The organism is Agrobacterium sp. CCNWLW155 (genome assembly GCF_036888815.1).
GTDB classification, from domain to species: domain Bacteria; phylum Pseudomonadota; class Alphaproteobacteria; order Rhizobiales; family Rhizobiaceae; genus Agrobacterium; species Agrobacterium radiobacter.
This window is the reverse complement of sequence record NZ_JBAKFW010000031.1, coordinates 1-14,581: the sequence shown is the minus strand read 5'-3', so window position 1 is coordinate 14,581 and position 14,581 is coordinate 1. Positions and strand designations below refer to the sequence as shown.

Here is a 14,581-nt window from a genome sequence, read left to right as displayed (position 1 = left end):
GAAATGAACGCGGCCGGTGCGGGTCTCGCGCAGGAATGCGCCAACCTCCACGCCCTGCTTGCGCAATTCCAGCTCGGTCAGCAGACCTCCGCATTGCGGGAGACGGCAAGGCATATGCAGCGGGCCGCAAGCCCCGCCCGCGCGCCTGCCGCACCCGTCGCTGCGCCTTCAAGGGCCCGCCTGGTTGCCGCCTCGCGTGGCAATGCGGCGCTGGCCGTGAAGGGCGACGACTGGACGGAGTTCTGAGGAAGAGGTTGCCTTTGCCTCCGGGGTCCGTCACCCCTGTCTGAAGAGTGATTACCGGGGCCGGATCGCGGCTCCGGGCCAGAATATTGATGATCACCGAGGCCGAGCAGACGCCATGATGGACGCTCTTCAGCCGCTGGCGCACTTTCTCCGTCGCTGCGGGTAGACCCATTCCCGGAACGGCGCGCCGTTGCGCAAAGCACCGGGTTTGCGAGACAGAAGGGGGACATAATGTCAGGGATCGTAGATCCTCTCGCCACGGCCAAAGCAAGGAGGATGCTCACCGACGTTCACGCCATCCTGTCGGATCACGATCTTTTCGGCATAGGCATGAACCTCAATAGGGCGGCCGGCCGCAGTCGACACGATGGAGTATTTGTTGTTGTCGAAGCAAGGTCAGCCGGGCAAAGTTGGTCGAAACAGTAAAAAGCGATCGCTCCAAAGACGGTTGCGATGGAAGCGTGTGCCAGCGCTCACCATTGGGGGCGACAATTCAAGGCCGATGGGCGAGAGGCTTTGCTGATCAATCCGCGCTTCGTCAGGACCTTTGTCCGAGGCTCCAAGAACGATACGCTCGGCGCAGCTGCGATTTATGAAGCGGCGACACGTCCCACCATGCGGTTCGTACTGGTCAAGTCGAACGCACAGCAAGACCTTCAGTCGCTGCATACAATTTGAGAGCGTCTGATCGTTCAGCGCACATTGATGATCAATCATGCACGCGGCCTTCTCGCCGAATGCAGTCGGCAACTCCCCTCCGTCGGCCAGCCTAGCACGGCCTGTTTCTACCGCGCACAGGCGGATCAAAGCCCGTGATCGTTTCTTAAGACGGGGCCAGAACAAGATTAGTGCGAAATTGTACGTTTAGCCGAGAAAGTGATGGTTGAGATCGATTTTCGTTCTAAAAATGGGTTCTAGATAGCTTTTCACCCTAAAACTTCCTATTTTGCACAGACGGCAAACTGCTGAAAATATGGACAAATTCGCTTGGCGTACGATTTCGCACGAATCTTGTTCTGACCCAGTAAGGGAAATTTATTGCGAATGCCCTCAGGACGAGAGGGCCAGAGGTTCGATTCCTATCAAGGCGAGGCGTACCTACATTCATCCCAACATCAGACGGATTGTGTATGCGGCTACAGAGAGAGCGAGCACGCTGGCACACCATATGCCGCCGAACCACAACAATCGTCTGAGTAGATTCCTTGCCATCAGTGATACCCCTCTTCGGGATCGATCTTGCCGCGAAACACCCAGTAAGCGTAGCCTGTGTAGGCAAGAATGATGGGGATCAGCACGCTAGCACCGATCAGTAGAAACGCCAGCGAACTATCCGGTGCAGCGGCCTCCCATATCGTCAATGCTCCAGGCACGATGTAGGGATAGAAGCTGACACCGAGACCAGCAAAGCAGATCACGAAAATGCCAAGCGCCGCCAGAAATGGCTGAAGATGCTTGTCTCGCGTCAATCCCTGCCAAAGAGCTGCCGCGCAAAGAACCAGCAGCAACGGCACAAAGGCAGAGAAAAAGGCTGTTGGCCAGCCGAACCAGCGCTCGAAATAAACCCGGTTGATAAAGGGTGTCCATAGGCTGACAACACCGATAAGGGCCAGCGTTGCCGCAGCGGACCGTGGCAATCTTTCGTGCATGTGCCTGCAACGGACCTGTTGTCTTCAGGTTGAGCCATGTCGCACACAGCAGCACGTAACCCACGACGACGGCGAGACCCGTTGTGATGCTGAACGGCGTCAGCCAATCCCACCATCCACCAGCATAAGCGCGGTTGGAAATCCTGATGCCCTGCACCAATGCGCCAAGTGCAATGCCCTGCATCATCGCTGCAATTGTGGAGCCGATGCAAAAGCGCCAGTCCCACCAGATGCTGCCGCGTGTCGTTCTCCAGCGAAACTCGAATGCAACACCGCGGAAGATCAACCCAAACAGCATCAGGATGATCAGCATATAGGGCGCGGGCAGCACAGTGGCATAGGCGACAGGGAAAACGGCCATCAGCCCACCGCCGCCGAGCACCAGCCACGTTTCGTTTCCATCCCAAACCGGAGCGATGGAATTCGTCATAACGTCCCGGTCATGTCTTTTTGGGAAGAATGGGAACAGGATACCGATGCCGAGATCGAAGCCATCGAGGATGACATAGGCCAGCACGGCGAAGGCGATGATGGCAGCCCAGATAAACGCAAGATCAAACATCATGACGGGTTCCTAAAAGGTTCTGGGTTGGACGGGGCGTTATCCCCGCCGTGCGAGTTGGGGCATGATCCAGTTCATGATCCTCATCAAGGACGGGTGTGCGTCGCATCAGCCGCAGCAGATAAAAGACGCCAGCCCCGAACACCAAGAAGTAGACGATGATAAAAGCGACGAGCGACGCGCCGACGGCTGGCACCGCGACGGGTGAGAGACTATCGGACGTGCGCAAGAGGCCATAGACCGTATAGGGCTGGCGGCCCACTTCGGTCGTGTACCAACCCGCAAGCACCGCCACAAATCCCGATGGTCCCATCAGTATCGAGGCTCTGTGAAGCAGGCGGCTATCGTAAAGACAATGTCTCCACCGTGCCCACAGCGACCACAGCCCAACCAGCAGCATGAGCACGCCGAGCCCCACCATGACTCGGAAGGTGATGAAGGGGATGAGCGCTTTGGGGCGATTGTTTTTATTCCATTCTTTCAGGCCCTTGATCTCGCCGTCCAGAGAATGGGTCAGGATCAATGAACTGAGCCTTGGTATCTCCACTGCGTATTTCGTCACTTCGGCTTCGTCATCGGGAATTCCAAAGAGAATGAGTGGCGCACCACGGTGTGTTTCATAATGGCCCTCCATGGCTGCGATCTTCGCTGGTTGGTGTTCCAGCGTGTTGATGCCGTGCAGATCGCCAACGAATATCTGGATTGGGGTGACGAGAGCCGCTATCCACATCGCCATGGAAAACATGACCCGCGCCTGCCGATTGCTCTTGTCTCGCAACAGATGATAGGCGCCGACAGCGCCAACTCCGAAGGCCGTGGTCAGGAATGCTGCCAGCACTGTGTGAACGAGGCGATAGGGAAAGGATGGATTGAAGATGATCTTCCACCAGTCCGCGGGCAGGAACTGTCCGTTTTCACCGATGGTAAAACCCTGCGGTGTCTGCATCCAGCTGTTGGCCGACAAGATCCAGGTGGCGGAAATGAGTGTGCCAACAGCCCACCATGGTAACGGCAAACATATGCAGGCCATCGCCTACCCGCTTGCGTCCAAACAAAGCGATGCCCAGAATCCGGCCTCGAGAAAAAATGCCGTCAGAACCTCGTAGCCCATGAGCGGACCAATTATCGGCCCGACCTTGTCAGAAAAGACCGCCCAGTTCGTGCCGAACTGATAGCTCATGACGATACCGGACACGACCCCTATGCCGAACGTGATGGCAAAGATCGGTTTCCAGTATTCGAAAAGCTTCAGATAGACCGGGTCACGTTTCCATAACCAAAGTGCGTTCAGCACCGCGAGATAGCTGGCGGTTCCGACCGAGAAGGCGGGGAAGATAAAGTGGAAGGATACGGTAAACGCAAACTGCATGCGCGCCAGAAGCTCCGCACTGAAGCCATCAAACAATTTGACCTCCATCAAGGCACTCGATTGCTTGCAATTCTACGCCTGTTCATCGCGAAGGGATGCGTGCCAAATTACCGCGTGCCAAAACATCACACGCGCCATTGTGACGCTCTTGCCGTACTTGCAATGTCAAGCGGGACCCTGAACTCGGCCTGCATTCTTAGCGTCTCGAAGACAGTCTCGATTTCCAGTGGCAAGCGCTTGGAGCTTAACTTCGTCCGAAAGTATGACCAGGAACAAGAGGAAACAAGCTAAATTTGTAGGGGTAATAGGCCGTTTGGTGCTACTCCCAAAGGCGATCTCTCCTTACCGTCGTGGTCTATCGGTTCACTAGTGACAGACATCGACATGTCCCCGACCGCTAAAGGGCTCGACCTTCTGCGTCTCGTACGACGTCACGAAGCCGCGTTGGAGTGCGTGGTCTCGGCTGGCTGTATCCTTGGTGGAGGCGTTCTCGTTGCCGGTGGAGCCCGCAGGACAAAGCCTGATGGCGTCGCCTTAACCGGGTGGTCGGAGTTGAGTTGATATCAGGGTTCCATGACCGAAGCCCCGCATACCCACTTCAGAGGCCACCGGTTTCCTGCTGAAATCATTGCCCATGCGGTATGGCTCTATTATCGGTTTCCGCTAAGCCTTAGAGACGTGGAAGACCTGCTTGCCGAGCGCGGTATTGAGGTTTCGTTCCAGACTGTGTCGGAATGGGCAGCGAAGTTCGGTCTCAAATTCGCTTGCCAGCTCCGGCGCCGCGCACGAGGCCGATTTGCCGACAAGTGGCAACTCGATGAGATGGTGGTGACGATCAAGGGAAAGAGGTACTGGCTGTGGCGCGCCGTCGATGCGAACGGTTACGTCCTCGATGCCCTGCTGCAAAGCCGAAGGAACAAGGCAGCAGCCCTGCGTCTTATGCGCAAGCACCTCAAGGGCCAGGGCACCATCCCGCGGGTGATGGTCACCGACAAGCTGCGGTCCTATTCAGCGGCAAAGGCAGAATTGATGCCGGGCGTAGAGCATCGTTCGCATAAAGGCCTCAATAACCGCGCTGAGAATTCACATTTTTCCGTCCGACGACGCGAACGGCGAATGATGCGGTTTAAGTCGGCACGACAATGTCAACGTTTCGTCTCGGTCCATGATCAGGTCGCCAATCTCTTTCAGCTTCATCGCAAACATCTCTCTGCCGCAGACCACCGCCAGCTCCGCGCCGCCGCCATCACCACTTGGCGTCAAATCGCATTGTCGACTGTCCTGTGAAATGCGCCTGGCAAGCACTCACGACGTCCGCCATCGGTTAAGGCGACGCCACCGTCGCAAGAAATGGATTTATGCGAATAACCAACATGTGCTAACGCGGATAGACCAATCCGTCGAACAGCTTTCGGCTGGTGCGCACCGAACCGGCGCCGAGAACGCGACCATCTTCGGCAATATCGAGAAATACGTCCATCGCGCCGGTCGGATGTTCAACCTGATAGTGACCATCGGAGGGGAGAACGGCCACGGCTGAGGCCGGCCCGGTGGACAAGCGTGACGCCGTGGCAACCGTGATGGCGGCGAAGACGCCGATCGACGCATGCACGTGGTGCGGAATGAAGCTGCGGGTGGCAATCGCCCCTCCATTCGAAGGTGCGGAGACCAGCGTCATCTTTGGAACAGAAGCCCGGCTGACATCACCCAGGTTCATCATCAACCCTGCCTTCAATCGGATCGCCTCGACCCGCGCCTTCAAGGCGGTATTGGCTTCGATCGCTTCGCGACTTTCATCGCCGGAAAGTCCGAAGTCTGCCGCGCGCATGATGACGCAAGGCATGCCATTGTCGATCAACGTGACCTGCACGCCGTCTATCATGTCGACTTCCCGGCCGCTCGGCAACAGGCTGCCGCACATGGAGCCGGCAATGTTCATGAACAGCAGCGGCACGGCTGCATGGGCGCCCGGAACACCGGCAATTTCGGTCGAGCCCGTATAGCAGACAGCACCGTCCGGCGTCTGGACTCGGGCGAGTGCTACCTCTCCGGTGTTGACCATATGGATGCGCACCGGCGTCTCGTCAGGGCAGGGGGCAACAATTCCTCGCTCGATTGCTGCTGGTCCGACGCCCGCCAGTATATTGCCGCAGCCCTGCGCATCGCTAACAAGGCCCTGATCGACGAAAACCTGCAGGAACAGATAATCGACATCAGCGTCGTTCCGGCTGGAAGTAGACAGTACCGCCACTTTGGAGGTCAGGGGGTCGCCGCCGCCAATGCCGTCGATCTGGCGCGGATCCGGAGAGCCCATGATGCGCAAAAGGAGATCGTCGCGTGCGCCAGGATCAACCGGCAGATCCTGTTTCAGGAAATAAGCGCCCTTTGAGGTGCCGCCACGCATCCACAGGCACCGAATTCCGGGCTCAGACATATTTCAGCCCCTTTTTTGCAAGCGTGCCGCGCATGTCGTAGATGTCGAGGCCGAGTTCTCCGGCGGCCAGACGCTGGCGTTTTGCCTCTTCTGCGGCCAGACGCTTCTCGGCGGCAGCCAGGACCGCTTCTGCCTCGCTGCGCTTGACGACACAAACACCGTCGTCGTCGGCGACGATTACGTCGCCGGCCTCGACGAGTGCGGATGCACAGACGACCGGCACGTTGACGGAGCCCAATGTCTCCTTCACAGTGCCCTGGGCTGAGACGGCTTTGGACCAAACCGGGAACCCCATTGTGGTCAGGTCCTTCACGTCGCGCACGCCGGCATCGATGATCAGGCCGCGGCAACCGCGCGCGCTGGCCGATGTGGCAAGCAGATCACCAAAATAGCCGTTGTCGCTGGGACTTGTCGGTGCAAGCACGAGGATATCACCGTCGGACAGCTGTTCGATTGCGACATGCAACATCCAGTTGTCACCGGGCGGTGCCGAAATCGTCACGGCGGAGCCGGCGATCTGGGCGCCGGCATAAATCGGACGCATATAACTTGCCAGCATACCGCGACGGGCTTGCGCCTCATGCACGGTGGCGACGCCGGCCCTGGCAAGCCCCTCAATGGTCGCCTGAGTGGCTCGTGTGATATTCTGTACTACCACAGCCATCTTCAATGCTCCTTTGTCGCGTATTTGATCGGCGGGGTGCCATGCGTATGGAAGGTTTCGATGGTCTTGAGTCCCCAGGCCTGCCCTTTCTTGCGATCCGATTCTGTCCAGACGACCGGTTCCCAATCGGGGGCCAAGATGAGACGTGCGCCTGAATTGGCCAGTTCGACGCGATTGCCGGCAGGCTCCCAGACGTAGAGGAAAAAAGTCCCCTGCACGGCATGTTTGTGCGGGCCGGTTTCGATATGCACGCCGTTCTGCAAGAAGATGTCGGCTGCACGCAAAATATCCTCGCGCTGGTCCGTGGCATAGGTGACATGATGCAGACGGCCTTGGCCGCCGCCATGTTCCTCGGTACAGGCGAGATCATAGGTCTTGTTATTGATGGTGAACCAGCAGCCACCTAGACGTCCGTTGTCGAGCTGAATCATTTCGGTGACCCGGGCGCCAAGGCATAGTTCCATAAAGCGGCGAAACTCGGTTACGTCACTGCTCAGCAGATTGAGATGATCGAGCCGCCGTGGCGCGGCGCCGGTAAAAGCCGATGCAGTGTTTTTCAGCGCCGAAACATCCTCTCCGACCGGCTGGCAGCGAACAGTGTCCCAATAGACTTCGAACACGTGGCCAAACGGGTCCTCGAAGCGAAAGGCCCGACCATGGCTCTGATCGGCCTCGATCCAACCATGCACTTGGTATCCCGAAGATTCGATCACCTTCACGCGCGCCTCGAGCGCCTGCGGGCTTGAGGCGCGGTAGGCGATATGGCCCACACCGGTTCGATCAGAGCGCGTGAGCTTCAAGGAGCAATATTCATAATCGTCCCATGCGCGCAGATAGGCCGAATGCTCGTCGCGGCCGGAGAGTTTAAGGCCATAGATTCGGGTGAAGAAATCCAGGCTTTCCTCGAACTTGTCGGTAAACATTTCGACATGCGCCAGATGCGCTATGTCGAAGCACGGATCATTAGTTTTCGACATGCGGACCTCCTCCTGAATGCCATTGTAGCGCTTGAAGCAAGCAGAAGCCGCCTCCAGAATAGCGGCCAGTCACGGATGGCCGGCCGAAGTGTCAATGTTCAGAGTTCATCGACCGTGCGGGGGAAGACCGACTGGAAGCCTTCCGCGTAGCGCGAGGCGCGCCCACCGGACTGGCCACCGGAATTGCGCTGGAAATGGTTGGCACGGTTTTGTGCCACTCTTGTATAGAATTCCCAGAGATGCTCCTGGCCTTCCATGCATTCAATCGCTGCGCGCTTCTTGTCCCAGACATCGCTGATGTCGAGGAAGACATCCGGTTTCCAGCCCATCTGCTCGGTCTGATGCGGTTCGAACAGATAAAGCTGGGGCGCCCCCAAGACTTTGTCTCCCGGCTTGTGACCCCAAGCCTGGGCAATCATACGCGTCTCGAGAACCACCTGCGTCGTATACATGTGATCGGTGTTATAGGGATCATATTGGGAATGGCTCAGCATGAAGGCCGGCTGCACGTCACGAATAACGCCGACCAGGCGATCCTTGTCATCGCGTGTCAGATGCAGTGGATAATCACCGAGATCGAAGCTGATCAGGTTGTGTACGCCCAAGCCCTCTGCGGCCTTTTCGGCCTCCGACCGGCGAGCAGCCTTGACCCTCTCCAGCGTCATGTCCTTCTGTTTCCATAATTTTGCTGATTCCCCACGCTCGCCAAAAGACAGGCAGACGACTGTCACTTGGTATCCCATGGCCGCATGAAGGGCGATCGCACCACCGCAGCGCCATACAAAATCCGCCGCATGGGCGCTGATCACCAGTGCGGTCTTTGCCGCCGGTTCTTCCTTGGACATGGTCTTGACCTCCTATGTTTACTGTCCGACGGATGCTCTCATGGCGCGGCGAAATCAAATCGAAAGCCCGCCGGGTTTCATAAGCTAAGGCTATAGCCGCTGGATTTGCGTTTCGGAATTTGCAAGTGTCACATGCAAGGGCAATAAAGGGAAAGTGAGTCTGATGGCTGAAATTGCAGGTGCATTTCCGCAGATGACCTTCGTCGGCTTCGGCGAGGCCAGTCATGCAATCGCATCCAGCTGGACTTTTCCCGATGATAGCAAGGCCCGGGCTTATGACCTCAAGCTGAACTTAGCGGTGCGGAGAAGCAATGAAAAACCTGCAGTCAATTCAGTCGCGGGATGCTCTCAAAAGACGGATGCTGAGGGCTTTAGTGATAGCATGAGCCGGCTCGTCGAGCATCACTGTTGCGAGACCGGTGTCGAAGCCTTTGATGACCTTGCGCAAGCTTTGAAGGGCGCAAGCGTGATTCTTTGCCTGGTGACGGCGGATATGGCCCTTGAGGCAGCAAGATCCTCAGCGCTGCACCTTGATCCCGGTGCCCTGTGGCTCGACGGGAATTCCTGCGCGCCGCAAACGAAACAAGTTGCGGCCGAGCTGATCGAAGCCGCCGGCGGTCATTATGTCGATGTCGCCCTCATGGCACCGGTTTATCCCAAGCGGCATCAAGTGCCGCTGCTGCTGTCCGGGCCGCATGCGCAAGAAGCAGACGCGTTCTTGCGCAGGCTTGGCATGGCCCCTAAGATTGCCGGCTCTCGCATAGGCGACGCATCCAGCATCAAGATGCTGCGCTCCGTGATGATCAAGGGCTTTGAGGCCCTGACCACCGAATGTCTTCTGGCCGCCCGTCGGGCGGGTGTCGCGGACGCGGTTATCGCATCCCTTCAGGCATCAGATCCGGGCATCGATTGGCGCGCCCGCGGCGCCTACAATCTCGATCGCATGCTCGTTCATGGGCTGCGTCGTGCTGCCGAGGCTGAAGAAGTCTGCGCCACACTCGCCGCTTACGGCCTGCCTGACTGGATGAGCCGCGGCACCGTCGAGTGGCAAAGACGTATGGGATCACTTGGCCTGGATTCGGATGGAAACGGCGCATTAGGGACGATGTCGGACGGATTGACGGCGCGGGCCGATAAGGTTCTGAACATATTATGACCCCACGAAACCTGAGGCATCTCAGACTGTTTACGGCAGTTGCCAAGCTTAAGACCTTGACGGCAACTTCGGACACGTTCCACATCTCTCAGCCGGCCGTAACGCAGGCGATCAACAAGCTTGAGCGTTCAAGCGGTGGTAGTCTGTTTGAGCGTAATCGCCATGGTTTTTTTCTCAATCAACGTGGCGAGGTATTGCTGCACCGGGTCGACAATGCATTTTTTTTGCTGGATCCGGTGTTGAATGACATTTCGCCCAGGCTGAAGCTTTCACTAAGCTACGCGCAGTTGCAGGCCTTGATAGCTGTCAGCGAAGCCGAGAATTTTACGCTCGCCGCACGCAGGTTGGGGCTGGCGCAGCCCACCGTACATCGTGCAGTTACGCAAATCGAACAGGAAGCCGCCCGCAGCCTGTTCGAGCGGACCTCGTTCGGCATCCTGCCGACACGACTGTGCCAGTCGCTAGCGCAAGCGGCCCGCTTGGCAATATATGAACTCGACCAGGCCGATGCTGAGCTTGCCGAATTCAACGGTGATGAAGCCGGTTCAATCGTTATCGGCGCCATGCCACTAGCGCGTTCCAGCATACTGCCGCGGGCGCTTGCTCGCTTTCGCCAGCGCCATCCGAGTATTTCGGTTCTGATCCATGACGGCCCTTACGACGAATTGCTCGCCGGACTTCGTCGCGGCACGATCGATTTTCTGATCGGTGCGCTCCGCGACCCCACGCCGATCGGTGATATCGTTCAGGAAAAGCTGTTCAATGACCGCCTTGCCCTTTTGGCTGGTCCCAATCATACTCTTGCAGGTCGTGGCAGCGTGTCTATAGATGAACTGCTCGCCTATCCTTGGGTAGTTCCGCGCATCGGCACGCCCACCCGCGCACAATTTGACTCGCTGTTTAGGTCAGTCGGTTGCAAACCGCCGGACCGTCTCATCGAGACCGGCTCCCTTCTACTGATGCGCGAACTGCTCAGCGAAAGCCTCCATCTTGGATGCCTCTCGCGGCTGCAGTCGGAGCGGGAATGTGACCACGGCCTGCTGGTGGCGATCAACTACAAAACAGAGCATCTCGTGCGGCCGATCGGCCTAACATACCGCGAGAGCTGGCGCCCGACATCTGCGCAAAAGCATATGCTGGAACTTGTTGCGGCGGCCACTGATCCGAACCCAAGCTATAGCGAATAGTTATACCGATATCCCGGCTTTGAATTGGCTATGTACGGCCCGAGGGAGCAAAACCTTCGAACTGCTTCTGCCAATCTTGTCTTATTCGGGAGGAATCTATGCGCAAGATGACTACACTATGCGGTATCACTGGAGTTCTGATGGGGCTCAGCCTGGCCGTAGTGCCGACAAGGGCCGAGACGTTGAAGTTCGCCAATTTTATGGCACCCACCCACCCTTATGTCGAGAGCACGTTTGCGCCCTTTGCCAAAGCTGTCGAAGACGGGACCAAGGGCGAGATCAAGATTCAGCTCTATAATGGCGGAGAACTAGGGGCAGGGCCGGCCGAACAGTATTCGCGCGCCGTCGATGGCGTCGCCGAGTTCTCCACCAGCCTTCCAGGCTATACTGCCTCGACCTTCCCGCTGACGCTTGTCACCGAGATTCCTGGTGTGATCGAGGAAAAATCCGGCACTGAGGTGATCTGGAAGAACATCGAGCTGTTTCAACCGGAATACAAGCGCGTTAAGCTGGTCGGTCTCTGGTCAAGCGCAGAAAACATCATCTACAGCGCCAAAAAGCCGATCCGCAGCGTGGATGACATGAAGGGTCTGAAAATCCGCGTGCCGTCGCGCAATTCCGGCACCTTGGTCGAGGCGTGGGGCGGCACGGCGGTCTCCATGCCTGTGAGTGAAGTCTACAACGCCCTGCAGACGGGCGTGATTGATGCTGCCATGATTGATGGCACCGCCACAAAATCCTTTCGCCTCGGCGAGGTAGCAAGCTATATTACCGTCGGCATGAAGACGACCAATTCACCCTTTTTCATCGTGATGAATCGCGATGCCTGGGAGAGCCTGAGCGACGAGCAGAAGGGCGTGGTCGAGGCTGCCGGCAAGCAGGCTTCTTTGAATGGCCAGGCGATGCAGCTGCGCGTCGCTTCAGCCGGCATCGAGTCCTTCGGTGCGACAGCGGGCAAGGAGATCATCAGGCTTTCGCCTGAAGAAGCCGCCCCTTTCAATGCGATCGCCGATCAGGTCGCAGAGAAGATTGTTGCAGAAACTGGCGCTGATGCCGCCAAGATCGTCGTCGCCCTGAAGGCTAAGTGATCCGCCATGACAGAACATTCATACCCGAACTGGGCGCGGTCGATTGAGCGCACCGCAAGAGGGCTAGCGGCAATGTCCGGCATCAGCCTTCTCTTCATGGTTGTGGTCATCACGCTCAGTGTCGTCACGCGCTACTTGTTTAACAGTCCGCTTACCGGATCAGACGAGATCGTCCAGATGACCGGTGTCGTTCTGATCATGCTGGCACTGCCTTGTGCAACACTTCAAGGTGCACATGTTCGGGTCGATATTTTTGATCACGCATTGGGGAAGCTTGGCCGCAGCTTCGGAGATGTTCTATCGCGCTTGGTGTCGGGCTTCGTGCTGGCCATGCTGGCCTACCGCGCCTGGGGCAAGATGATCGACGCTTATGAATTTCAGGATACAACCAATATGCTGAGTCTGCCGCTATGGCCCTTCTACGGCGTTCTAGCCGCTGGTGTCGCGCTCTGTCTGGTCATTTTTTCCGCTGAAATCGCGTTGATCATCTCAGGAAAGACAGAAGAATGACCCCTATTGCAATTGGCCTTGTCGGCATCACCTGTCTTTTTGCCCTGATGTTGCTGCGCATGCCGGTCGCCTTCGCGATGATGGTCGTCGGATTCTTCGGCATGTGGTCGCTGGAGGGCCTTCGCTCCGCAAGCGGTGTGGCTGTGACGGAAAGCTTTTCGGCCGTCGGGTCGTATTCGCTGATTGTCGCCCCAATGTTTGTCCTGCTCGGCAATGTCTCATCGGCTGCTGGGTTCAGCGCTGGTCTCTATGACGCAGCCTATGCTTGGGTCGGGCGGTTCCGCGGTGGCCTTGCTTCGGCCTCGGTGCTTGCCTGTGCCGCCTTTGCTGCTGTTTGCGGTTCCTCCGTCGCGACAGCCGTCACGCTTGGCAAAGTGGCTCTCCCGGAAATGCGCCGTCTCGGCTATGCACCAGGGCTGTCGACCGGCGCGATTGCTGCAGGGGGCACTCTCGGCTTTCTCATTCCGCCGTCAACCGGTTTCGTGCTCTACGCCATCCTGACCGAGCAATCGATCGGTCGGCTGTTCATGGCCGGCGTTATTCCCGGCCTCTTGCTGACTGCATTGTTCTTGGCCGTGGTCTGGGTGGTCGTCGCACTTCGTCCAGACGCTGGCCCGCGCGGAAGAAGTATGACTTTCACAGAAAAGCTCCAGACAGTGAGCAAATCGGCACCGCTGCTCGGCGTCATGATCCTTTCGATCGGCGGTATCTATATCGGCATCTTTACGCCGGTCGAGGCATCCGGTGTCGGCGCAGCTCTAGTCATCCTGCTCGCCTTCGTCACACGCTCGATCACGCTTACCGCGTTCTGGGCGGCGGTCCAGGACACACTAAAAACCTCTGCCATGCTCTATACGATCGTCATCGGCGCCAATATCCTCAATCCATTCTTTGCTGTCACGCGCATCCCGGCTTTTCTCGGCGAAGGCCTGCAGGGTCTGGGGCTTGGCGCCTATGGATCGCTCTTCGTGACCATCCTTGCCTATATCGTGCTTGGGATGTTCATGGACGGTCTCGCCATGCTCGTGGTCACGGTTCCGATTGTCTATCCGATCATCATGGCCTTCGGCTTCGATCCAATTTGGTTCGGTGTCGTCGTAGTGATCGTCATCGAAATGGGCATGATCACGCCACCTGTAGGCATGAATGTGTTTGTCGTGAGAGGTGTGGCGGGGGACGTTCCACTCGCCACAATCTTCCGCGGCGTCTTTCCATTCCTGCTCGCAATGATCGTCGCCTTGCTGCTTATCATCGCGTTCCCGCAGATCGCACTGTTCCTGCCGAATTCGATGTATGGGTGATTGTATACGCCAGGGCTACTGGATCGACCAACGCGGACCTTGAGTGGAGGGTGCAATGTCTAGCCGTGCAAAACCGCCCAATTTGATCTCGAGACTGGTTTGATTTTACTGCGCTCAGGTGTGGGGGGCCCCAACTCGATAACCGACACAGCGTTCCGGCGTCGTGTGCATGGAGATTTCGCCATGAGCCCAGTGCGATGGGCTAAGCCCCGGAGGCAATTACTCACACCTGGTAGATTGGACGGGGTTTAGTCAAGTCCTTGGAGGAGGAACCAGATGTCATCACGGAGAGAATTGAATATTTCAGCAGTCGACAGCGCTCCGCTGCGCAGGTTGCGGGGCTTGAACATTGCGGGAGCCATGCTGTTGCAGATAACCGGGCTGGGTTGGGCTTCGGCCGCGGACACTGTGTTTCAGGCTTCAGCATACCTGGCGTGCCTTATGCGCAGGCAGAGCGTTTCATGCCACCGAAGGACGTGACGCCGTGGGAGGGTTTGCGCCCCGCTGTCAGCTACGTGTCAGTACCGGAGCAATACTCCCCAATAGTGCCGTTTGAATCTTCCCCAGGTGCTGCGTCCGCCGGTCTTTCGGGG

Annotated in this window: 11 protein-coding genes and 5 pseudogenes; 8 read left to right on the top strand and 8 right to left on the bottom strand. The window is 57.6% G+C overall.

Annotated elements, in window-relative coordinates; genetic code table 11:
* Nucleotides 1–246: pseudogene (locus V6S97_RS28485) on the top strand (methyl-accepting chemotaxis protein); the annotation flags it as partial.
* A gap of 147 nt (nucleotides 247–393) precedes the next feature.
* Here the strand turns inward: V6S97_RS28485 and V6S97_RS29295 are convergent.
* Nucleotides 394–636, bottom strand: a pseudogene (locus tag V6S97_RS29295) (Mu transposase domain-containing protein); the annotation flags it as partial.
* A 39-nt stretch (nucleotides 637–675) separates the two neighbouring features.
* Here V6S97_RS29295 and V6S97_RS28480 point away from each other — a divergent pair.
* Nucleotides 676–984: pseudogene (locus tag V6S97_RS28480) on the top strand (IS110 family transposase); the annotation flags it as partial.
* A gap of 366 nt (nucleotides 985–1,350) precedes the next feature.
* On the opposite strand, the gene V6S97_RS28475 reads toward V6S97_RS28480, so the two are convergent.
* The 3 genes and pseudogenes from V6S97_RS28475 to V6S97_RS28465 all read right to left on the bottom strand — a co-directional run bounded on the left by V6S97_RS28475 (nucleotide 1,351) and on the right by V6S97_RS28465 (nucleotide 3,826).
* Nucleotides 1,351–1,458 carry a DUF2474 family protein gene (locus V6S97_RS28475; protein ID WP_334428350.1) on the bottom strand — a complete coding sequence of 36 codons (108 nt, stop codon included), beginning with the start codon at nucleotides 1,456–1,458 and terminating at the stop codon, nucleotides 1,351–1,353.
* A pseudogene (cydB, locus tag V6S97_RS28470) lies at nucleotides 1,458–2,460 on the bottom strand (cytochrome d ubiquinol oxidase subunit II). Before cydB ends, V6S97_RS28475 begins: the two are co-directional and overlap by 1 nt.
* Nucleotides 2,450–3,826 (bottom strand): annotated as a pseudogene (locus V6S97_RS28465) (cytochrome ubiquinol oxidase subunit I). Before V6S97_RS28465 ends, cydB begins: the two co-directional pseudogenes overlap by 11 nt.
* A 573-nt stretch (nucleotides 3,827–4,399) precedes the next feature.
* Here V6S97_RS28465 and V6S97_RS28460 point away from each other — a divergent pair.
* Nucleotides 4,400–5,113 carry an IS6 family transposase gene (locus tag V6S97_RS28460; RefSeq protein ID WP_334428349.1) on the top strand — a complete coding sequence of 238 codons (714 nt, stop codon included), beginning with the start codon at nucleotides 4,400–4,402 and terminating at the stop codon, nucleotides 5,111–5,113.
* A 91-nt stretch (nucleotides 5,114–5,204) separates the two neighbouring features.
* Here V6S97_RS28460 and V6S97_RS28455 read toward each other — a convergent pair whose 3' ends face one another.
* The 4 genes from V6S97_RS28455 to V6S97_RS28440 form a co-directional block, all read right to left on the bottom strand.
* Nucleotides 5,205–6,260 (bottom strand): 4-oxalomesaconate tautomerase, encoded by a 1,056-nt coding sequence (locus V6S97_RS28455; protein WP_334428348.1) that lies wholly within the window; start codon nucleotides 6,258–6,260, stop codon nucleotides 5,205–5,207.
* Nucleotides 6,253–6,924 (bottom strand): 4-carboxy-4-hydroxy-2-oxoadipate aldolase/oxaloacetate decarboxylase, encoded by a 672-nt coding sequence (locus V6S97_RS28450; RefSeq protein WP_334428347.1) that lies wholly within the window; start codon nucleotides 6,922–6,924, stop codon nucleotides 6,253–6,255. Before V6S97_RS28450 ends, V6S97_RS28455 begins: the two co-directional genes overlap by 8 nt.
* A gap of 2 nt (nucleotides 6,925–6,926) precedes the next feature.
* Nucleotides 6,927–7,901, bottom strand: a complete 975-nt coding sequence (locus V6S97_RS28445; protein ID WP_334428346.1) for a VOC family protein — start codon at nucleotides 7,899–7,901, stop codon at nucleotides 6,927–6,929.
* Nucleotides 7,902–7,999: 98 nt separating this feature from the next.
* The gene (locus tag V6S97_RS28440; RefSeq protein WP_334428345.1) at nucleotides 8,000–8,746 is read right to left on the bottom strand and encodes a PIG-L deacetylase family protein; all 747 of its coding nucleotides are present in this window, start codon (nucleotides 8,744–8,746) and stop codon (nucleotides 8,000–8,002) included.
* 163 nt (nucleotides 8,747–8,909) lie between these two features.
* Here V6S97_RS28440 and V6S97_RS28435 point away from each other — a divergent pair, with 163 nt between their 5' ends.
* The 5 genes from V6S97_RS28435 (at nucleotide 8,910) to V6S97_RS28415 (ending at nucleotide 13,988) form a co-directional block, all read left to right on the top strand.
* Nucleotides 8,910–9,902, top strand: coding sequence for an NAD(P)-dependent oxidoreductase (locus V6S97_RS28435; RefSeq protein WP_334428344.1), 993 nt, complete (start codon nucleotides 8,910–8,912; stop codon nucleotides 9,900–9,902).
* A complete protein-coding gene (locus tag V6S97_RS28430; RefSeq protein ID WP_334428343.1) occupies nucleotides 9,899–11,089 on the top strand; it encodes a LysR family transcriptional regulator in 1,191 nt (396 codons plus the stop codon). The genes V6S97_RS28435 and V6S97_RS28430 overlap by 4 nt, the downstream gene beginning before the upstream one ends.
* A gap of 98 nt (nucleotides 11,090–11,187) precedes the next feature.
* Nucleotides 11,188–12,177 carry a TRAP transporter substrate-binding protein gene (locus V6S97_RS28425; protein ID WP_334428342.1) on the top strand — a complete coding sequence of 330 codons (990 nt, stop codon included), beginning with the start codon at nucleotides 11,188–11,190 and terminating at the stop codon, nucleotides 12,175–12,177.
* 6 nt (nucleotides 12,178–12,183) lie between these two features.
* The gene (locus V6S97_RS28420; protein WP_334428341.1) at nucleotides 12,184–12,687 is read left to right on the top strand and encodes a TRAP transporter small permease; all 504 of its coding nucleotides are present in this window, start codon (nucleotides 12,184–12,186) and stop codon (nucleotides 12,685–12,687) included.
* Nucleotides 12,684–13,988, top strand: coding sequence for a TRAP transporter large permease (locus V6S97_RS28415; RefSeq protein WP_334428340.1), 1,305 nt, complete (start codon nucleotides 12,684–12,686; stop codon nucleotides 13,986–13,988). Before V6S97_RS28420 ends, V6S97_RS28415 begins: the two co-directional genes overlap by 4 nt.
* Nucleotides 13,989–14,581: the final 593 nt, after the last annotated feature.